This is a genomic window from Sphingomonas phyllosphaerae FA2 (genome assembly GCF_000427645.1).
GTDB lineage: Bacteria > Pseudomonadota > Alphaproteobacteria > Sphingomonadales > Sphingomonadaceae > Sphingomonas > Sphingomonas phyllosphaerae.
Window position 1 is genome coordinate 3518620 of the sequence record NZ_KE386571.1, and the last position, 19491, is coordinate 3538110.

Sequence of the window (19491 nt, forward strand, 5' to 3'; positions counted from 1 at the left end):
CACGCATCGGATCGTATACCACTCGCGCCAACATCAAGAGTCGACCTAGTTCGACGCCAACCTGCTCCCGAGCAAGGTGGCGCCTCCGGCGATGGGGGGATGTGGCCGGACCGGCAACCAACGGGACCTTTCGCCACATATCGTCTTCGACCCCTGATGCCTGAAATCGAGCAACAGGATCAGCGACCGTGACGACCGAGCCCCAGCAATTCGCCAGCGACAATTATGCCGGAGCCTGCCCGGAGGCGCTGGACGCGATGCTCGCCGCCAATGCCGGCTCGGCGGTCGCTTATGGTGACGACGGCTGGACGCAGCGCGCCTCCGACAGCTTTCGGACACTGTTCGAGACCGACGCGGAGGTGTTCTTCGTCTTCAATGGCACGGCAGCCAATTCGCTCGCGCTCGCCTCGCTGTGCCAGAGCTATCACAGCGTCATCTGCTCGTCGGCGGCGCATGTCGAAACTGACGAATGCGGCGCGCCCGAATTCTTCTCGAACGGCTCCAAGCTGCTGCTCGCGCCATCCGCCGACGGCAAGCTGAGCCCCGAAGCGATCCGTACGCTCGCGGGCAGCCGCTCCGACATCCACTTTCCCAAGCCACGCGTCGTCACGATCACCCAGCCGACCGAGACCGGGCAAGTCTATTCGATCGCCGAAGTGCGCGCGATCTCGGCGGTGTGCCGCGAATTGGGGCTGAAGCTGCATATGGACGGCGCGCGCTTCGCCCATGCCTGTGCCGCGCTCGGCTGCACGCCCGCCGCGATCACCTGGGAGGCCGGGGTCGACGTGCTTTGCTTCGGCGGCACCAAGAACGGGTTGATGATCGGTGAGGCGGTGATCTTCTTCGATCGCGCGCTCGCCGAGGACTTCGACTATCGATGCAAGCAAGCCGGGCAGCTCGCCTCGAAGATGCGTTTCCTGTCCGCGCCGTGGATCGGGCTGATCGAGAGCGGCGCATGGTTGCGCAACGCCGAGCACGGCAACGCCTGCGCCGAACGGCTCGCGGCGCGGGTGGCGGATCTGCCGGCGGTGCGGCTTTTGTTCCCGGTGCAGGCCAATGCGGTGTTCCTGATCGCCCCCGATGCGGTGCTCGACGATCTCCGCGCGCGCGGCTGGCGTTTCTACACCTTCATCGGCGGCGGGGCGCGCTTCATGTTTGCATGGGATGCCGACCCGGCGCGCGTCGACCAGCTCGCCGCCGATATCCGCGCGGCGTGTGAGGTGCGGGCGCTGGCGTAATTCGTCACCCCGGACTTGATCCGGGATCCCGCTTTCTCTGCTCCGATCGGGAAGAAGCGGGGTCCCGGATCAAGGCCGGAACGACGCGGATCAAACGGTCAGCGGCTCGATCGCTTCGTCGGGCATCAACACCCAGCCATGCGTGCCGAGCATCTCGATCGGACGATAGCGTGTCTTATACGCCATCCGTTGCGACCCCTTCACCCAGTAACCGAGGTACACATAAGGCAGCCCCGCCTCGCGCGCGCGCGCGATGTGATCGAGGATGATGTAATTCCCGAGCGCGGGTCGCGCGTCCTGATCGGTGTCGAAAAAGCTGTAGACCATCGACAGCCCGTCCGCCTGCCGGTCGGTCAGGCAACAGCCGACCAGCTTGCCCGGTCGCCCGCCGTCCGACGGCTCGCGATATTCGACCACCACCGAATTGACCGGCGAATGTTCGATCATGTCGGCGAAGTCGCCTTCGTCCATCGCTGCCATCCCGCCGCCGGGATGCCGCGCCGACAGATAGCGGCGCATCAGCGTATATTGCTCGTCAGTCGCCCACGGACGGCACGCCGATACATCCAGATCGGCGTGCCGGCGCATCAGCTTGCGCTGCGTGGCGTTGGGCTCGAACTCGTGCGTGCGCACCCGCACCGAGACGCAGGCGGAGCAGCCCGCGCAACTCGGGCGATACGCGACCGACTGGCTGCGGCGGAAGCCGATCCGCCCGAGCGCGTCGTTCAGCTCGCCGGCCTCCGGGCCGGACAATTCGGTGAAAACCTTCCGTTCCTGCCGGCCGGGCAGATACGGGCACGGCTGCGGGCTGGTGACGAAGAAGCGCGGAAAGCGGAAAGGTGCCGTCATGCGTGCCGACCCTTTCCTGCGCTGCCCATGTGACCACCCATCTTCACCGCGAAGCGCCGACGCCTCGATGCCTTCATATGCGACGACGCCTGTCCGGTGAAAAGCCGCTTTACCATGAAAGCGGTAGACCGTTTCAGGCCAGCTCGACGGTGCTCACCTCAAAGCCTACCTCGCGCAGCCCGACCATCAGCCCGTCGAGATGCGCCCGGTCGCGCGCCTCGCATTCGATATCGGTGATCAGACCCTTGGCGGGCAGGGTGGTGAAGACGCGCTGGTGATAGATTTCGATGATGTTCACCCGCTCGCGATCGAACACGCGCATCACATTATAGAGCGCGCCCGGCTGATCCTGAAGCCGCAACCGCAACCGCGCCAGCCGCCCCGACCGCGCCAGATCGCGTAGCAGCACATTGGCGAGCAGACGCGTGTCGATATTGCCACCGCACAGCACGACGCCGATCGTCCGCCCGCGGAACCGTTCGGGATGCGCGAGAAGCGCGGCGAGCCCCGCCGCCCCGGCGCCCTCGACCACGGTCTTCTCGATCTGGAGCAACAGGCTCAGCGCCTCCTCCAGATAGCGTTCGGAGACCAGCACGATATCGTCGACGAGCTGCGCGACCATCTGCGCGGTGATCCCGCCCGGCTCCTTGACCGCGATTCCCTCGGCCAGCGTATCGCCGGCGCACGGCATGTCGGTGCCGTTGATGCGATTGTACATCGACGGATACAGCTCGGCCTCGACGCCGACCACCTCGATCGGACGGCCAGCGGCACGCGCGACGGTCGCCATGCCGGAGATCAGTCCGCCGCCGCCGATCGGCACCACCAGCAGATCGATCTCGGGATGCTCCTCCAGCATCTCCAGCGCGACGGTGCCCTGTCCGGCGATGATCCGCGGATCGTCGAACGGGTGGACGAAGGTGAAGCCGCGCTCCGCCTCCAACACCCGCGCATGGGCGTAGGCGGCGTCGAAATTCTCGCCCTCAAGAATCACGGTCGCGCCGTGCCCCTGCGTCTGCACCACCTTCACCACCGGCGTATTGCGCGGCATCACGATCGTCACCGGCACGCCGAGCCGGTTGCCGTGATACGCCAGCCCTTGCGCATGATTGCCCGCCGACGCCGCGATCACGCCCTTGGCCCGCGCTTCGTCGGACAGTTGCAGCAAGGTGTTGAGCGCGCCACGCTCCTTGTAGGCGGCGGTGAACTGAAGATTTTCAAACTTAAGGTAGACGGTCGCGCCGGTCAGCTTCGACAGCGTCTGGCTGATCAGCGTCGGGGTGCGGACAATTGCGTCGCCGATCCGGATCTGCGCGGCGCGAACGTCGTCGATAGAAACGGGCAGGGCGGGCGGTGTCACGAGCTGGGTTGCCATGGTGGAGGCGTAGCGGAAGGTCGTTACGAAAGGAACACCTGCCCGTGCCCGCCGGTTCGGCTCGGCGGACCAAGATATGAACGTAACCGCAACGCCGTTACGACCGCACGCGCCCTTTCTTGCAACAGAACCATTGAGAGCTACGGCGCCAGAGAACCTCTGCCGATCGAGGGTAGATCCTAACGCAACATCATACCCAATTTGGCGAGCGACTGCGCGACGGTGCGCTGACTGCCGTCAATCTGTGTATGAAGCGCCCGTTCGATGATCGCGCGCGCGCCAGCAGCGTCGCCGCTACCTGTCGCCAGCAGCGCGGTGGCGAGTGCGCCGGAGAAGCATTCGCGGTCGAGCCGTAGCGCGATGGCGACCCGCTCGCGCGCGCGCTCCAAATTACCGTCGAGGATATCGAGCACTGCGAGCGAGCCGTGCGTCTCGGCGAAATTTTGGTCCAGCGCGAGCGCATGGTCGAAACGCGCGCGGCTGGTCGCATAATCGCGCAAGACGAAATGCGCCCAGCCGGCGGCGATCCACGAGCCGAGGTGATCGCCGAACAAGGTCGCGCCGCGATCGAGATCGGCCGATGCCTGTTCGGTCTTGCCGGTCATCAGCCCGGCGAGGCCGCGTCCGATCCACGCGCGCGGGACGTGCGGCGCGCGCGCGAGCACTTGATCGAACAATGCCTCCGCTTCGGAGGGATCGTCGCGGCCGAGCGCGAGCGTGCCGAACGTGGCGATCGCATCGGGGTGATCGGGGGCGAGCGCCGCGCATTCGGCGGCGAGCGCCTCGTCCTCGATATCGATCGCCAGCGTCGACATCGCGGCGGCCAGCGCGCGATGGTCGCGGTGGATGGTGAGATAGTGGCGGCCGGCGCTTTCCGCGGCATCCAGATCGCCGGTGGTGTGGAGCAGGGTGACCCGCAGCGCCGCAGCCTGTGGCAGCGCTCGCGCGGTCGCGTCGTCGAGGACGTCGGCCGCCGCGCTCACGTCCCCGGCCTTCGTCAGCGACCATGCGGCGTTGAAGCGGAGCGCAGGGTCGTCGTGACCCTCGGCAATGAGCGTGCGGAAGGTCGCGGCGGCCTCGTCGAAGCGCGTCGACCGCAGCGCTAGGAGGCCCGCGAGATGGCGCGCGCGCGGCAGCGTGGCATCCGCGCCCGACAGGCGATCGAGCAAGGCGCGCGCCTGATCGACCTGCCCGGCGTCAAGCGCGGCCTCGGCGGTGTCGAGCAGCAGGCTGGGGTTCGCCGGATCGACCGCCAGATAGGAGAGCAAGGTCGCGAGCGATGCCTCGGCTTCGGTCGGGGCGTTGGTGACAGTCATCGGGGTCAGCCCTCCAGCTTGACGATATCGAACGAGCGCAGCGTTATGCGCACCGGGATCTCGTCGACCGATACCACCGACAGGCGCGGGATCGATCGACGCGTAAAGGCCTTCAGATGCCGCCGCAGCGCGCCGCCACACAATAGCACCGGCGCGCGCCCTTCCTTGTGCATCGCCTCGGTCATCGTCGACAGGCGGCGGATCAGCCGTTCGGCGAGCCCGGGTTCGATCGGCAACCCGGCGACGGCGCCGCTCGCGAGCCCGGCGCTGATCTGGTTTTCGATGCGCGGATCGAGGCTGAGCACCGCCAGTTCGTGATGGTCGCCGCGCAACTGGTTGCAGATCGCGTAGCTGAGCCGCTGGCGCAGCTGTTCGGTCAAATCGCCGGGGTCGCGGTGCTGGCGCGCAAGGTCGGCGAGATGCTCGACGATCAGGTCGATGTTCGCGATCGAGACGCCCTCCGCCAGCAGGTTCTGCAACACGCGTTGCAGGTCGGGGACGCCCAGCGTGGTGGGGATGAGTTCCTCGATCAACGCCGGCTGGCGCGTGCGGACCTGCTCGATCAAATGGGTGACGATCGGGCGGGTGAGCAACGTCGCCATCTCGCCATTCACGACGTCGGAGAATTGCGTCATCAACACGGTGATCGGATCGACCACCGTCAGCCCGGCGGCGCGCGCGGCAGGCTCGTGGACCGGCTCGATCCAGGTGGCGGGCAGGCCGAAGCTGGGGTCGGTGGTGGCGATGCCGGGCAGGGTGGGCGGCTTTCCGGGCGCGCCGATCGCCAGCAGCCGGTCGGGGCGCGCCTCGCCGATCGCGAAGCGCGCGCCGAACAGCCGGATGTCGTAGCCATAGCCGCCCAGCCCCGGACCATCGACGATCGCGACCGCGGGGAAGGCGATGCCGAAGCTGCGCTCGGCGGAGCGGCGCAGGCCCTCGATCCGTTCGAGCAGGATCGGCTCTTGCACCTTCCATGCCTCGGCCAGTTCGGCACCGAGGCGGATGTCGATCGCGGCGGGCTGATCGGTGGACGCCGCGGCGGCGTCGGCATCCGGCTCGGCGGCGGTGGCGATCCGCCCCAGCCGCCGCCACGCCAGGAAGGCCAGCCCGCCGATCGCGACGATCGGCCATTTCGGCATCCCCGGCAGCAGCAGCAACGCCATCAGCACCGCGGTGACGATCAGCGGGATGCGCGGGACCGAGGCGAGCTGGCTGAACACTTCGGTCGACAATTCGCGGTCGGCGGACGAACGGGTGACGATGATCCCGGTCGCGACCGAGATGATGAGCGCAGGCAGCTGCGCCGCAATCCCGTCGCCGATCGTCAGCAGCGTGAAATGCTGGAGCGCGTCGCTCCATTCCATCCCGAGTTGCAGCACGCCAACGATCCAGCCGGCGATGATGTCGATCAGCAGGATGATGATCCCGGCGATCGCATCGCCCTTCACAAACTTCGACGCGCCGTCCATCGCGCCGTAGAAACTCGCCTCGCGCTCCAGCCCGCGGCGGCGGCGCACCGCCTCCGTCTGATCGATGAGCCCCATGTTGAGATCGGCGTCGATGCTCATCTGTGCGCCCGGCATCGAATCGAGCGTGAAGCGCGCCGCCACTTCCGACACGCGTTGCGCGCCCGCGGTGACGACGATGAACTGCACGACCACGAGGATCGCGAATACCACCAGCCCGACGACGAAATTGCCCTGCACCGCGAAGGTGCCGATCGAGCCGATCACCTCGCCCGCGCTCGCCCCGGTCAGGATCAGCCGCGTCGCCGCGACGTTGAGCGCGAGGCGATAGAGCGTCGCGACCAGCAGCAGCGAGGGAAAGGTCGAGAATTCCACCGGCTTGGCGACGTAGAAGGTCAGCAGCAGGATTGTCAGTGCCAGCCCGAAATTGGCGATGATCGCCAGATCGAGCATCACCGCCGGGATCGGCGCGAACAGGATCAGCAGGATCAGGAAGATCGCGCCGACCAGTGCGAGATCGCGATTGTTGCGCATCAGGCGATCAATCATCGCGCGTCCTCCCCAATCGGAAATATTGTTCGGCCACGGCGTGATAGTGATGCGCCGCGATCTCGCGCCCCATGTCGCTGTCGCGGAACAACGCGCGGGCGAGCGCACGCTGCTCGACGATCGGAATGCCGAGTCGCCGCGCGGCGGCGCGCAGTTGCAGCGCGTGGCGGTCGGCCCCCATCGCGGTGACCATCGGGGCGGCGTGTTCGGCCGGGCGATAGGCGAGCGCGACCGCGATATGATGCGGGTTGACGATCATCAGATCCGATCCGGGCAGGTTCGCCAGCCCCTTGCTTTGCTTGGCGAAGGCGGCGTGCGCCTGTTTGCGTTTGGCGCGCAGCCGCGGATCGCCCTCGCGCTCGCGATGTTCGCGGGTCACCTCGCGCCGGCTCATCCGCATCTGCTTGGCGAAATCGCCGCGCGCGAGGATCTGGTCGAGGATCGCAAAGGCGGCCGCGGCGAGGATGAACAGCACCAGCAACCGCATCGCGCCACGGTCCAGCGCCTCCACCAGCCGTGGCGCATCAGTGATGCGCGCCGCCGTCCCCGCCAGCGCCGCGCGCACCGCCAGCCATGCGACGATCGTATAGCCTGCCATCTTGAGGACGCTCTTGGCGGCTTCCTTGAGCATCCGCATCGAGAACAGCCGCTTCAGCCCCTTGGCGGGGTTGAGCCGCGTGAAATCGGGCTTGAGCGGGGTCGCGCTGAAGAACAGCCCGCGCAATTGCACGATTTCGACCATCAGCACGATCGCGATCACCGTGCCGCCGAACAGCGCCACCGGTTGCAGCACCGGCCACAGTGCGCGCGCGGCAAGGCTGGTCGCGGCACCCGGCTCCGCCGCGGCTGCGACGCCCGGCCCCAGCGCGCGGCGCATCTGCACCGACAGCAACGCGATCAGCGCCGTGCCGCCGATCGTCACGAACGCCGCAAGCCCGATCAGCCCGGCGACGAAGCCGAGGTCTAGCCCGCGCGCCACCATCCCTTTCTCTCGCGCGCGCTTCAGCTTGAAAGGCGTCGCCTGTTCGGTCCGGTTCTGGTCCTGCCCCTCGGCCATCGCTCAGCGCACCGCGACGAGATCGGGCGCAGCCAGCAGCGCGGCGTCGAGCAGCCGGACGAACACCGTGCCCCCGGCGGCGATCGCGGCGGGCAGCAGCGCCAGCATCACCAGCGTCTTCACCTGAAAGCCGAGCAGTAGCACGTTCATCTGCGGCAGCGTGCGCGACATGAACGCGATCGCCAGATCGACCATGAACAACGCCAGCATGATCGCGCCGCCCAGCGCGCAGGCGATGACGAACCCGCCCGACAGATGCGCCAGCGCCGGCCCTATATCCCCGGCGACCATCCCGCCACCGAGCGGCACCGCCTGCACCGACGCCGCCCAGATCGCGAGCAGCCGCACCGGCCCGTCACCCAGGAAGAACACCGCACCGGCGGCATAAGCGAACACCGTGCCGGCGAGCGGCAGCTGGCTGCGCGTGGTAGGATCGACCAGCGCCGCCAGCCCGAACCCGGCCTGGATATCGAGCGCGCGCCCCACCGTCAGCAACGCGGCAAACGCGAATTGCAGCGACAGCGCCAGCCCGATGCCGAGCAGCAGCTCCCCCGCCGCCGCGACGATCACCCCGTCGTGGGCGGCATCCGACCGCCAGGTCGCGCCGGCCGCGCCCGCGACCAGCCAGCCGGCCAGCGCGATGCTCAGCAACACGCGCACGCCCGCCGGCACGCGCACCAGCGTGAAGGGCGGGGCGAAGGCCAGCGTCGGCACCATGCGCAACGTCAGCAGCAAGGTCGCAATCGCCTGATCCGCCAGCGCCCCCACGTCAGTTCGCGAGCGCGGGGATCGACTGGTAGAGCGCCCCCGCGAACCCGGTCACGCGCCCCATCATCCACGGCCCGATCGCGATCAGCATGAAAGCGGCGACGAGGATCTTCGGCACATAGCTGAGCGTGACTTCCTGCAATTGCGTCGTAACTTGAAAGACGCTGACGATCAGTCCGACCAGCAACGTGGCGAGCAGCACCGGCCCGACGACGAGCAGACTGTTCCACAGCATGTTGTTCAGCAGGCTGAGTGCCCGGTCTTCGCCCACTTTCGTCCCCCCGGATCTGATGCGCCGCTGCATTGGCTCGGCCGTGTTGATGGATAGCGACGATCCGGACTGAAGCAGCGATTGTCGGCACCGGAATGGAGGAATCGTGCGGCGCGAGGTGTTGACCGTCTCGCTGATGCCGGTCGTGATCGCGCTAATTGTCTGGGTAAGGTTGCTGACGGAGCCGCTGACGTCGGGCTTGTAGGTGATCGTCGATTGCAGCGGGCCGTCAAAATATTTTCAGGTCACGCTGGTCTGGCTGGTGGTGGTCGCCTGACCGTTGCGCGTGCTCGAGGTGGTGACCCTTGATGGCGTTCTCAAACCATGCTCCAGCTGTAGCGCAACGTAATCGTCATATGATGAGCGAGCGCGGCACCTGTGCTATAATTACATCACCTTTAGGTCGTCAATCTCAGTAAATAGGCTGCGGTTCACTTCGGTGACGGTTAATTCAAGGGTAAGGTCAGACCGGCCTTCCTCTAATGTCCATAGTGGTGCACGGACTGACCATGCAGGATCGGCGCGACCCTGGATTGCGACGCAATCCAAGTGCTCAAAAAGGTGTAGAGGTGGCTTGATGATTGTACGTCCATAAATGCTTATTGTTCTATCTAAATCGTCTGCTGTCAGCCTTGAGTTGGAACACTTACGGATGGCGGTGGCATATTCGCCATCTGCGAGTGCCTCTAAAAGGCGAAAGACAACTTTTTCGATTGCGTCGGGGGTCATTAGCTCTTCCTTAAGGGCGCCGGTTCCCGGGAATGCGTGTGGGTGTATCTTCCGTTACTCCGATGCTAGCGAAGTAAGCATCAGCTTCTCGAAGCGCCTGTCTTGTTTCGGCATCTGAGCGACCAGCCGCCCGGAGAGCGCCGTAAGCGATCTGTCGTTCTGCCCCGTAAGTGCCACCCCCGGCCACACGTTGCGCCTGCGTAGCCTTGTAGTGAGCAGAACCTTCAAGTGTCGAGGGGCCTTCCAATTGGACCCCCGGAGCAAGCCTTGAGTCATATCCAGGTAAATCTCGAACCGCAGCATCTTGGATGACGTGGTGTGCATCTTTGAGGCCAAGCGATCGAAGGCTACCAACGGATTGAGTTATCGGTGCCGCGATCGCAGCGATCGGGGAATAGCTTATATTTGTCGCTGGTAGCCTCAAGGCGAGGGCGTTGGTGGACCCGGCAAAGGCCGAGACGCCGCCCGCGCGCGCGACGATCCCGCCGTCCATGCTGGCGATGCTCGCATCTCCCGTCCGCGCCACGAACTCACCGTTTCGGATCGACAGCGACGCGTCCCCGGCGCGAGCGCTGAAGCCGCCATCCGCCAGCGCCACGATCCTGCCGCTCCCTGCCGTGACGTAGGTGCCGGCAGCCGATGTGCCCACGCTGTAGCCTTGGCCGCTCAAGCGAACGCCGCTCAGGCCGGCACCGATCTGAAGGCGATTGCCGCCGAGCGACAGGTTCACGCCCGGTATCGATCGGCGTAGCTCCTCCACCGGCCGGGTGATGCTCATGCTGATCTGGCTGACGAGGCGGTCGGCACCCCGCCACAAGTCCTGAAGACTGTCGACACCACGCTCGATGCGGTTCCAAATGCGGCTGAAGAAGCCCTCCTTCTCTCGTCTCGCAACCACGACGATCTCGGGGTTCTGGACGTCGGAGGCTTGAACCGCCGTGGTCACGCCCGAGGCAAGACCGGAGAGGATGCCGCCGCTCCCCGTCAGGCGCGTTCCGGCCATCGCGGTTTGCGTAGGACGCTCGGGCTTGAGCGCGCCCGCCACGATGTCGCCGATGGTGTTCCCTATCACATCCGGCAATGCCGCGACGATGTTGTCGCCGAAGCTGGAGCCATCGATCAGGCTGCGTGTCGCTGCGCCTGCGATCGACGCGGCGGTGCCGGTCACCAGACGGCCTGCGGGCTCGGGCAGGTTGATGCGTTGCGACACACCCGCCACCACGCCGCCCACGACCCCGCCGACTGCGACACCCGCGAAGTCGAAGCGCGATTGCAGTCCGGTGACGACGGCGACCCCCTGCGTCAGCGCATTGCCCAGCGCCCCGCGGGCGACACCCTGCGCGAAGCTGACGCTGCCATCGGCACCGGAGAGTCCCGGTATCTTGCCTAAGCCTGCGCTCACGCCACCCGCCAGTGCGGCGAGCGCCACGCCCTTGAAGGAGAAGCGGTCCTGAAGCCCCGTGGCGAGGCCGACCACTTGGCTGGCGACCGAGCCCGCTGCTGCTGCAACCGCGCCCGTAGCGATCGCGCCGCCGATGCCACCGCCGAGCGCTCCACCCAGCGCGATCCCGACCCCGGCGGTCACGACCACCGCGACCACCGCCAACAGGATCGCGCCGAGGATGCCGCACTTATTCTTCTTCTTGCGGACCTGCGGCTGGGGCTGTGTGGGGCTGGTCTCGTCGGGGATGATGTCGCCGACGACGGCATTGGGGTCGTAGGGGCGGAAGCTGGTGGCGGAGTTGGCGTTGCGCACCACGCCGCGCGGCAGGTTGAGGATATGGCCCTCGATCAGCTGCGTCTGCGTCGACAGGCCGTTGGCCTGCGCGATCTTGTACCACAACGTCTCGTCGCCATAGAGCCGCTGCGCGATGCTCTGCAACGTGTCGCCGTTGCGCACGGTGTAGATGCCCCCGGCGCTGCCCTGGTCGTAGCTGGTGATCGGCTGGAAGTCCGAACCGAATTCGGCCGCCGCGGTGCCGGTGGTCGCGCCGTTGCGGAACGCGCCGGTGCCTTGCGTGGCGGTGCGGGTGGCGACCGACGTGGCATAGTCGGTCTCCAGCGTGCCGTTGTTGCTGACATGCCCCAGTTCGCGCCCGTCGAAGCGGAACCACAATTCGTGCGGGTCGCCGGTCGCGGGGCGGTTGTCGCTTTCGTCGCGGCGGATCACCTGACCCAGCGCATCGGCCTGATAGCTGACGCTGCGCGGGCGCGCGTCGCTGATCTGCGCGGAGAACAGCACGCCCTGGCCGGTGTAGCTGATCTGGGTGAGGTTGCTGACCGAGCCGTTGACGTCGGGCTTGTAGGTGATCGTCGATTGCAGCGGGCCGTCGAAATATTCGTAGGTGAAGCTGGTCTGGCTGGTCGTCGTCGCCTGACCGTTGCGCGTGCCCGAGGTGGTGACCGTCACCGGCGCGCCCAGCGCATAGCCGGCGCCGGAGCCGTAATCGGTGATGGTGTTGGCGACGATCGTGTCGCTGCCCTGCCGCTGCGTCACGGTTTCGGAGAGCGCCTGGCCCTTCTCGTTGTAGGTGACGCTGCGGTCGTAGGCGACGCCGCTCGCGTCGCTGTCGATTTGGCGGGTGAGGCGGCCCGCGCCGTCATAGGCGAGGCTGGAGGTGCCGCCGCTCTGATAGGTGCCGTCGGCCGCGACGGTGCCGAACGCCACGCCCGACAGCTGCCCTTCGGGCAGGTAGCTGTAGCTCTCGCGCCGGGTGGTGCCCGCGACCGTCGTGGTGACGGTCGCGCGGCGCCCGGCGGCGTCATAGGTGACGTCGCTGCCGATCGCGCCGCGCTGGATCGCGCCGTTCACCAGCGCGCCCTTGTTGGTGACGACGCGGTTCAGCGCATCGTAGCGGAACCACTGGTCCTGATAACCGCCCGCGACGAACGCGCCGTTGGGGTCGAGGTTGTTGTAGGTGACCTCTGCGCGGCGGATATTGCCGACCGCGTCGTAGAGATAGGCGATGCGGTTGGCGGGGTTTGCCTGCGCGCCGTCGCGGTCGACCGCATCGCTCCACGCGGTCATGCGGCGCATCGCGTCATAGCTGGCGGTGGCGTTCTGGAGCGTCTCGCTGGTGTCGACTGTCGTGCGGACGCCGTTCTGGAACTCCTCCTTCACCTTGTGGTGGCGGGTCAGCTCCGACGTCTTGAGCCCGCGCTTGTCGTAACCGTAGTCGGTGGTGAGGAAGTCGCTGCCGACGGTCGTGCCGTCGCCGCGCCCGACCGAGACGGTGCTGACCAGCCCGGTATTGGCATAGCTGTAGCGGGTCTGTTCGTCGGCGGTGGTGATCGCCTTGATCCGCCCCGCCAAGTCGTAGCCGTAGCTGAAGACGTGGCTGCCCAAATCGGTGCGGGTGACGAGGTGCGCGAAGCTGTCGGTGGCCTCCACGATCGTGCGGCCGTTGGCATAGGTCGTGGTCTCGACCCAAGCACCGAACGCCCCCAGCCCGGTCGTGACGGCATTGGCGTCCCAGGTATAGGTGGTCGTGGTGCCATCGCCGCCGAAGCTGCTTGCCGCGATGACCCGCCCTTCTACGTCATACGACGTCCCTTCGACCGTTTGATAGCCGGAGTTGCTGTGCGAGACGCGCCGACCGAGCGCGTCATAGGCATAGCCATCGATCGATCCGTCGACGCTCGTCGACTGCACCAAGCGGCCCATCGCATCATAGGTCATCTTCTGCTGCTGTCCGAGCGCATCGGTGGTGATGCGCAGGTCGCCGAAGACGTCATAGGCGTTGCGGGTGACGCTGCCGTCCGGCCGCCATTCCGCGCTGACGAGCGGATCGCCTTTGCCGTAGCCGGTGCCCGCCTGAAGCGCGCGCGTGGTGGTCGCGCCATTGGCGTTCTGCGTCGCGACCAGCCGACCCGAGATGTCGTAGAACATCCGCTCGATGGGGTTGGTCTGGGTGGTGACGCCAGCTTCGCTCGTCACTCCGACGACGGGATGGGTGATGACGGTGCGCCGGCCCAGCGCATTATAGGTATAGCTGGTGACGTTCCCGAGCGCGTCGGTGTCGGAAGCGATCTCGCCGAACGCATTGTAGGTGCGCGCGGTGGAGGCGCTGGTGTCGGCGCTGCCGCTGCGCGCGGGCAGGATCGTGGCGGTCGCCATCCCGCGCTTGTCGTAGGTGGTGAAGGTCGCGACCGTCTTGCCAATTCCGCCCAGGCCGATCGCCACCGCGCCCTGGTTGGTGGTGAGCGCGAGCGCCTGGTCGACGGTCAGCGTCGACAGGTCCGCGCCGTCGCTTTCGATCTTCAGCGTCTGGTTGCCGGCGGCGTCGTAGACGTAGACGCGCGTGACGCCGTCGTCGCTGTTGCTGCGCCAGATCCGCCCGGCGCCATCGTAATCGATCCGCTCCTGCACCACGCCGTTGACCGCGCGCGCGACCATGTCGCCGTGGACATTGTACTGGAACGTCGTGCTGCTGCCGATCGTGAACCAGCCGTTGTCCTGGGTATAGGTGCCGTAGCCTTGGTAGGTGAGCTGGCCGGCGGCGTCGTATTTGTAGGTATACGCCTCCTGTTCGCCGGATCGTGTGTAGCTCTCCCCGACCTTGCGACCGACCGCGTCGTAGAAATAGTTGCGCGTGGTGCCGCCAGCGTCTGTGCTCGACTGCAACCGCCCGCCCGCGCCGTAGACGTAGCTGGTGACGCGCGTACCCCCCTCGACGGTACGGACGAGGTCGCCGAGCCCGTCGTAGCGATAGTCGACGGTCGGGCGGACGGTGGTCGCAGTCTGGTCCGCGAACGGCGCGCGCGTCTCGCGGGTCAGGCGGCCGGCCGTGTCATAGGTATAGTCGACGTAATCGCCGGTCGCCTCGGTCTTGCGCGTGACCTCGCCGAGCGCGTTGTAGCTGTAGCTGATCGTCGCGGTGGTCGTGACGGTCGCCAGCGCGCCGGTGGTCGGATTTACGGTGGAGGCCAAGACATTGCGGCGTGCCTCGGTCCGGCGCTGTCCCTTGCGATCGTAGGTGAAGGCGGACACGCGGTCGGCGGCGTCGTTCGCGGCGAGCGTGGGCACCGTCCCGACCGCGGGCGAGGACACGCGAGCGGCGGAGCGGCGTTCGAGCACCGCATTGCCCTCGGCATCGCGCGTCCAGGTGGTGAGGTAATTCTCCGCGTCGACCTCGGCGATCTTGCGCCCGGCACGGTCGTAATAGGAGAAGGTCTGGCCGCCATCGGGCGCGGCGGTGCGGACCACATTGCCGTTGGCGTCGTACTGCTGGGTAGTGACCAGGGACGTTACTGCGGAGGTATATTGGGTGCCGTTCCACGCTCCGGTGCGGATTCCGGTCGCAGTGGTGGTCGTCAGGCGGTTGAGCGTGTCGTAAGCGTAGCGGGTTTCGCGATAATCGCCGGTCGGTGCCGCGGGCGCGCCACTGCCGGGCGCGTTGAGCGTGACGGGTGTATCGAAGACGCGGGTGCGGATGCGGTTTCCGTTCGCGTCATAGGCGTGATAGGTCAGGACGCCGACATTGCTCGCGGTCGAGCCGATGTAATTGCCCGTCGCGCCGTACGTCCGCAGCTCGGCGATCACGCGATCGAGCTTGTCGTAATAGAATTGGGTGCGCGCGCCGACCGCATCGGTGATCGAGGTGCGATTGCCCCGCGCGTCGTAGGTGTAGGTTTCGGTCGGTGTGACCGTCGTCGTCTGCCCCGGCAAGCCGACACCGACCGCGCTGCCGCTCTTGCTGATCAGCCGGTCGCCGGAGTCATAGGCGTAGTTGGTGACGCGCTGTTCGGGCAGGCCGGCGGCTTCGGTGTCGCGGGTGCGATTGCCGCGCGCGTCGTAGCGATATTGATGCGCGTAATAGCCGGTGGCCGTCTGCTCGCCCGCGGCGTTGTAGACCGGCGCGATGACATATTCCGCCGTCAGCAGCCCACGACGATCGTAGACATAGTCGGTCCCGCCACCAAGCTTGTTCGTGAACTTCTGAACCTGACCGAAGGCGTTGTAGAGCGTCGTCTCGACGAAGCCCTCGGCATCGGTCGTCGTGGTGATGCGGCCGAGCTTGTCGTAGCCGAAGCTGGTGACCGCGTCGGCCGTGCTGGCGATCACGTTGAAGGCGGCGGCAGACGGCGTCTCGCCGGGCGCATATTGGCGCTCGATCGCCTTGTTCGCCCGGCGCGTGACCGTCGCGACCTCACCGAACGGATTGTAGGTGTAGTTCGTGACGTAGTTTTCTGGGTCCAGCGTGGCGACCAGCTGACCGTCGTTATTGTAGTTGCTGAAGGTCGGGTTGCCGCGCGCGTCGATGATCGCGGTCTGCTCGCCGAACGGATTGTAGAGATACGAAACCAGGCCGCCGTTGGCGTCCGTGCGGCTTTGCAGCTGCCCACGACGGTCAAAGGCGTAAGTTGTGGTGCGGCCCAGCGGATCGGTTTCGGTCAGCACGTCGCCGAAGGCGTTGTAGCTGGTCTGGCGCACGGTTTGCGCGCTGGTGCCGAGCGCGTCGGTGGTGGTGATGACCCGACCGGCGCCGTCATAGGCGAACTGCGTGCGACGCTCGTCGCCCGAGCCCTGCGCGACGATGTCCTGTGCGATGGTGCCGTTGGCGTTGTAGACGAAGCTGTGGAAGATGCCGTTCGGATCGCGCCGCGCCAGCAGCCGGTCCATGACGTCATAGCCGTAAGTCGTCGTCGCCGCTGTGCCCGTCAGCGCTGCGGCCAGCGCCGATGCCGTGGTGGTGTCGGTGACCGTCACCGCGTTCGGGAAACGTGCGGTGGCGATCAGGCGTCCGGCGGCGTCGTAATCGTTGCGGGTGACGTAGCCCTCGGCGTCGACCGCGTAGCGAAGCTGACGTGCGTCCGAATAGTAATTGCGGCTGGTGCGGTCGCGCGTCGCGTTGACGTTGCTGGTCGCCCAGGTATCGAGTTCGGCATGGGTCGGGCGCCCGGAGGTCGGGCGTAGCGTGGCGAAGCGCGTCGTCGACACGACGTCGCCCATCGTGTCGTAGCGATATTGTACGACCGCACCGTCCGCTGCGATCGCGTATCCGAGCCGACCCGCCGCGTCGTAGATCGCGAAACTGGTGCGATTGGCGCCGCTGTAGGTCAGGTTGGCGGTCGACAGCGCGGCGCGCACCGATGCCAGCGTGTAGCTGCCGAGCGTTGCGATCGCCCCGGCGTAGCTGATGGTCGAACGAACCTTGCCGTTGACGGTCCCACCGGGCCAGTTGGCATAGGTATATTCGACGACATGGTTCAGCGGATCGATCTCGAACCGCAGGAAGCCTTGCCGGTCGTAGACGTAGCGCGTGGTGCGATCGGCGCTGCCCGGCGTGATCGTGGCGACGATCTCGCCGAGCGTGCCGCTCGCGCGGACCGACTGACCGGCTGCCTGCGCGTAAGCGGTTTCGGCGATGCGGTTGCCGGCCGCATCGTAGGTCATGACCTGCAGATAGCCGGCGCCGTCGAGCGAACCGATCAGGTTGCCGTCGGCATCGTAGAAGCTGCGCGTGACCCGATCTGCGGTCGTCTCGGTGGGAAGGACCTGAACGCTGGGCGGTGTGGTGCGCAGGGTTGCGAGCTGCGCCGCGGTCAATTGCGTCGCATAGTCGCGGACCATCACCAGCCGGTCGGATGCGTCATAGCTGTTGGCGACGACATTGCCGGCGCCGTCGATCGTCTCGGTCACCCGGCCCTTGGCGTCGTACACCTGCCAGGTCCACAGATCGGAGGTGCTGGCGGGGGGCCGGATGTCGGCGATGTCGGGGGAGAGGCTGACGTCCGCGATGGTGCCCAGCGCGGTTGCCGATAGCGTCGTGGCGTATTGGATCGTCGCGATCAGACGATCCGCATTATCGTACCGATATTCGGTGATCTCGCCGAGTTCACCGACGTCGGCGACCTTCCGGCCGACCCGGTCATAGAGCATGAAGCTCTTGGTTCCGAGCGGACTGAACGTCACGCGCGGGCGGCCCAGTCGATCGTTGACGACGATCGTCTCCGCAGAGGGCATAAGGTCGCCCGCCTCACTGCTGGCGATCAGCTCACCGGTCTTGCTGTAGGTCGAGGTGCGCACTAGACCGTTGGCAAGCGTGACGATCGTCTTGGTTGCCGCATCGTCGAAGAGGACATTCGTCGTGCCGCCGTTCACGTCGGTCGAGGCGACGAGCCGGCCGAGGCCGTCATAGACAAAGGTTTCAGTATTCTCGCCGGTCTGGGTGCGCGCCACCAGCCGCCCGGCCTGATCGTAGCGATAGACGATCTCGCGATAATTCTCCGCATCCGACGGCACGCCCGGTGAGGTCGAGGCCGCATAGTCGAGCTGGCGGATGACGTTGCCGCGGATGTCGTACTGATACACGGTTTGCTCGACCGAGGTCTGGTCGCTCAGCCCCTTGACCCAATTGGCCATGTCCACCTCGCTCGGCGCGGATGAGGTCGACAGATTGGTCAGGTCGTAGAATTGATCGGTGTAGGTCAGCGCGACGCTGACGTTTCCGTACGTGTCGTAACGGCGCTCGGTCACACGGCCCGCGCCGCTGATCGCGAAGCGCTGCAACCCGGCGGCGTTGTAGACGTAACGGTCGGTGTGTGCTGCCCCCGGCGAGTTTGCGTCGGAGCTGATCCGTGTTTCGGTCAGCAGCCGGTTGCGTGCGTCGAAGGTGCGCGTGACGGTGACGCCGAGCCGGTCGACTTCCGAAATCGCGTTGCCGTTCGCATCGTACGTGAAGCTGGTGATGCGCCCCAGCGGATCGGTGACGCGTGTGACGTCGCCTCTGGCGTTATAGGTGAAGCTGGTGACCTGCGCGGCCGCGCCCGTGACGGCCGGCGGCGCGACGATCGATGCCAGCGTGCCGTCGGCGTTGTAGGTCATCCGCGTGACCTGTCCGAGCGCATCGGTGACAGTGCTCTCGCTCGATCCGATCGCGATCGTGGTGGTGCGGGTCACGCTGGCGCCGACCGTTTCGGTCACCGTCGAAACCTTGCCCGCGCTGTAACCGATGTCGAGCTGGCTGCCGTCCGACCCGGCGATCCGCGACAGCTTGCCGTCCGCGTAGGTGTAATCCACGCGATAGATCTTGCCGTCGGCGATGCTGTTGTCGTCCGGGGTGAGATCCCAGGTGGTCGACGTCAGATTGCCCGCAGAGTCGTAGCCATAGCGGGTGGTGTGCAGCTTGACCTGATTAGTGGCGGTATCGGTGAAGCGGACCGTCGTCGCCAGAAGCTTGAGCGGGCGTGCGGTATCGGCCGTGTCGTAGGTGAAGGTGATCGAGTCGCCGTTGTCGGCAGTGATCGACGTCAGCCGTGTCGCGACATTGGGGTCATAGGCGAAGGTGAGCGCATTGCCCGCGGCGTCGACACGCTTGTACAAGCGCTGGAACCCGTTCGCCTGATCCGGTCCGTAAAATTCGGTGGTCAGCGTCGCACCGTCGGTGAAGACATACGAGCCGTCGGCCTGTTTGCGCAGCGTGTCATAGGCGCCGGCACCATCGGTGGAGACGAATTTCGACCCGTCCCAATCGAAGGAGACGGTCGATCCATCCTGGCGACCCAGTGTCGCCGTGCCCCCGGTGGCGGTGACGCCGGTGATGTTGAGCCGCTGCTCGCCGGCACCCCAGAAGTTGTTGCCGGCAAGGTTCCCGTTGCCGCCCTGGCTGTTGTAGGTCCGGGTGACGTCGGCGTGAGGGCCACGCCCGACGAGCATGGCGTCCCTTTGGCGGACGACCAGATTGCCGTTCGCGGCGTTGGCGAACACCTGTAGCCCCGCCTGACCGAAGGCGCTGTTGCCGACCAGCCCCGCGTTGCCGAGGATTGTGCCCGAGCCACGTTCGAGACCGCGCTCCGCGCCCGTGAATACCGCCACCATCGAATTGCCCCTTCGAGTGTCCGGCGAATGCCGTTGTCGAGGGGCTTGTCGGG

Annotated in this window: 10 protein-coding genes and 1 riboswitch; of the genes, 1 reads left to right on the forward strand and 9 read right to left on the reverse strand. The window is 66.4% G+C overall.

Translation table 11 applies throughout. From position 1 onward, the window contains the following. Nucleotides 1-25: 25 nt before the first annotated feature. Nucleotides 26-131, forward strand: a riboswitch (SAM-I-IV-variant riboswitch). A 57-nt stretch (nucleotides 132-188) separates the two neighbouring features. Continuing rightward, complete coding sequence (locus tag SPHPH_RS0117045) at nucleotides 189-1238, forward strand: threonine aldolase family protein (RefSeq protein WP_028967784.1); 1050 nt, start codon at nucleotides 189-191, stop codon at nucleotides 1236-1238. 90 nt (nucleotides 1239-1328) lie between these two features. On the opposite strand, the gene SPHPH_RS0117050 is transcribed toward SPHPH_RS0117045, so the two are convergent. The 9 genes from SPHPH_RS0117050 to SPHPH_RS20100 form a co-directional block, all read right to left on the reverse strand. Further along, complete coding sequence (locus tag SPHPH_RS0117050; RefSeq protein WP_028967785.1) at nucleotides 1329-2087, reverse strand: arginyltransferase; 759 nt, start codon at nucleotides 2085-2087, stop codon at nucleotides 1329-1331. 133 nt (nucleotides 2088-2220) lie between these two features. Next, on the reverse strand, nucleotides 2221-3462 hold the full coding sequence (locus tag SPHPH_RS0117055) for a threonine ammonia-lyase (RefSeq protein ID WP_028967786.1): 1242 nt from the start codon (nucleotides 3460-3462) through the stop codon (nucleotides 2221-2223). Between the two features lie 179 nt (nucleotides 3463-3641). Beyond that, complete coding sequence (locus SPHPH_RS0117060) at nucleotides 3642-4778, reverse strand: tetratricopeptide repeat protein (protein ID WP_028967787.1); 1137 nt, start codon at nucleotides 4776-4778, stop codon at nucleotides 3642-3644. 5 nt (nucleotides 4779-4783) lie between these two features. Continuing rightward, nucleotides 4784-6793: a flagellar biosynthesis protein FlhA gene (locus SPHPH_RS0117065; protein WP_028967788.1), complete on the reverse strand. Its 2010-nt coding sequence runs from the start codon at nucleotides 6791-6793 to the stop codon at nucleotides 4784-4786. After that, nucleotides 6786-7850, reverse strand: coding sequence for an EscU/YscU/HrcU family type III secretion system export apparatus switch protein (locus SPHPH_RS20585; protein ID WP_051273093.1), 1065 nt, complete (start codon nucleotides 7848-7850; stop codon nucleotides 6786-6788). Before SPHPH_RS20585 ends, SPHPH_RS0117065 begins: the two co-directional genes overlap by 8 nt. A gap of 3 nt (nucleotides 7851-7853) precedes the next feature. Then, nucleotides 7854-8618 (reverse strand): flagellar biosynthetic protein FliR, encoded by a 765-nt coding sequence (locus SPHPH_RS0117075; RefSeq protein ID WP_028967789.1) that lies wholly within the window; start codon nucleotides 8616-8618, stop codon nucleotides 7854-7856. A 1-nt stretch (nucleotide 8619) separates the two neighbouring features. Continuing rightward, nucleotides 8620-8889, reverse strand: coding sequence for a flagellar biosynthetic protein FliQ (locus SPHPH_RS0117080; RefSeq protein ID WP_028967790.1), 270 nt, complete (start codon nucleotides 8887-8889; stop codon nucleotides 8620-8622). 387 nt (nucleotides 8890-9276) lie between these two features. Then, a complete protein-coding gene (locus tag SPHPH_RS21260) occupies nucleotides 9277-9618 on the reverse strand; it encodes a DUF7668 domain-containing protein (protein ID WP_156026080.1) in 342 nt (113 codons plus the stop codon). 10 nt (nucleotides 9619-9628) lie between these two features. After that, on the reverse strand, nucleotides 9629-19438 hold the full coding sequence (locus tag SPHPH_RS20100) for a LysM peptidoglycan-binding domain-containing protein (protein WP_037488785.1): 9810 nt from the start codon (nucleotides 19436-19438) through the stop codon (nucleotides 9629-9631). Between the last annotated feature and the right edge of the window lie 53 nt (nucleotides 19439-19491).

Excerpts from the sequence above, each read along its gene's own strand:
- SPHPH_RS0117050 (WP_028967785.1), bottom strand. The coding sequence starts at position 2,087 with ATGACGGCACCTTTCCGCTTTCCGCGCTTCTTCGTCACCAGCCCGCAG.
- SPHPH_RS0117055 (WP_028967786.1), bottom strand. The coding sequence starts at position 3,462 with ATGGCAACCCAGCTCGTGACACCGCCCGCCCTGCCCGTTTCTATCGAC.
- SPHPH_RS0117060 (WP_028967787.1), bottom strand. The coding sequence starts at position 4,778 with ATGACTGTCACCAACGCCCCGACCGAAGCCGAGGCATCGCTCGCGACC.
- SPHPH_RS0117065 (WP_028967788.1), bottom strand. The coding sequence starts at position 6,793 with ATGATTGATCGCCTGATGCGCAACAATCGCGATCTCGCACTGGTCGGC.
- SPHPH_RS20585 (WP_051273093.1), bottom strand. The coding sequence starts at position 7,850 with ATGGCCGAGGGGCAGGACCAGAACCGGACCGAACAGGCGACGCCTTTC.
- SPHPH_RS21260 (WP_156026080.1), bottom strand. The coding sequence starts at position 9,618 with ATGACCCCCGACGCAATCGAAAAAGTTGTCTTTCGCCTTTTAGAGGCA.
- SPHPH_RS20100 (WP_037488785.1), bottom strand. The coding sequence starts at position 19,438 with ATGGTGGCGGTATTCACGGGCGCGGAGCGCGGTCTCGAACGTGGCTCG.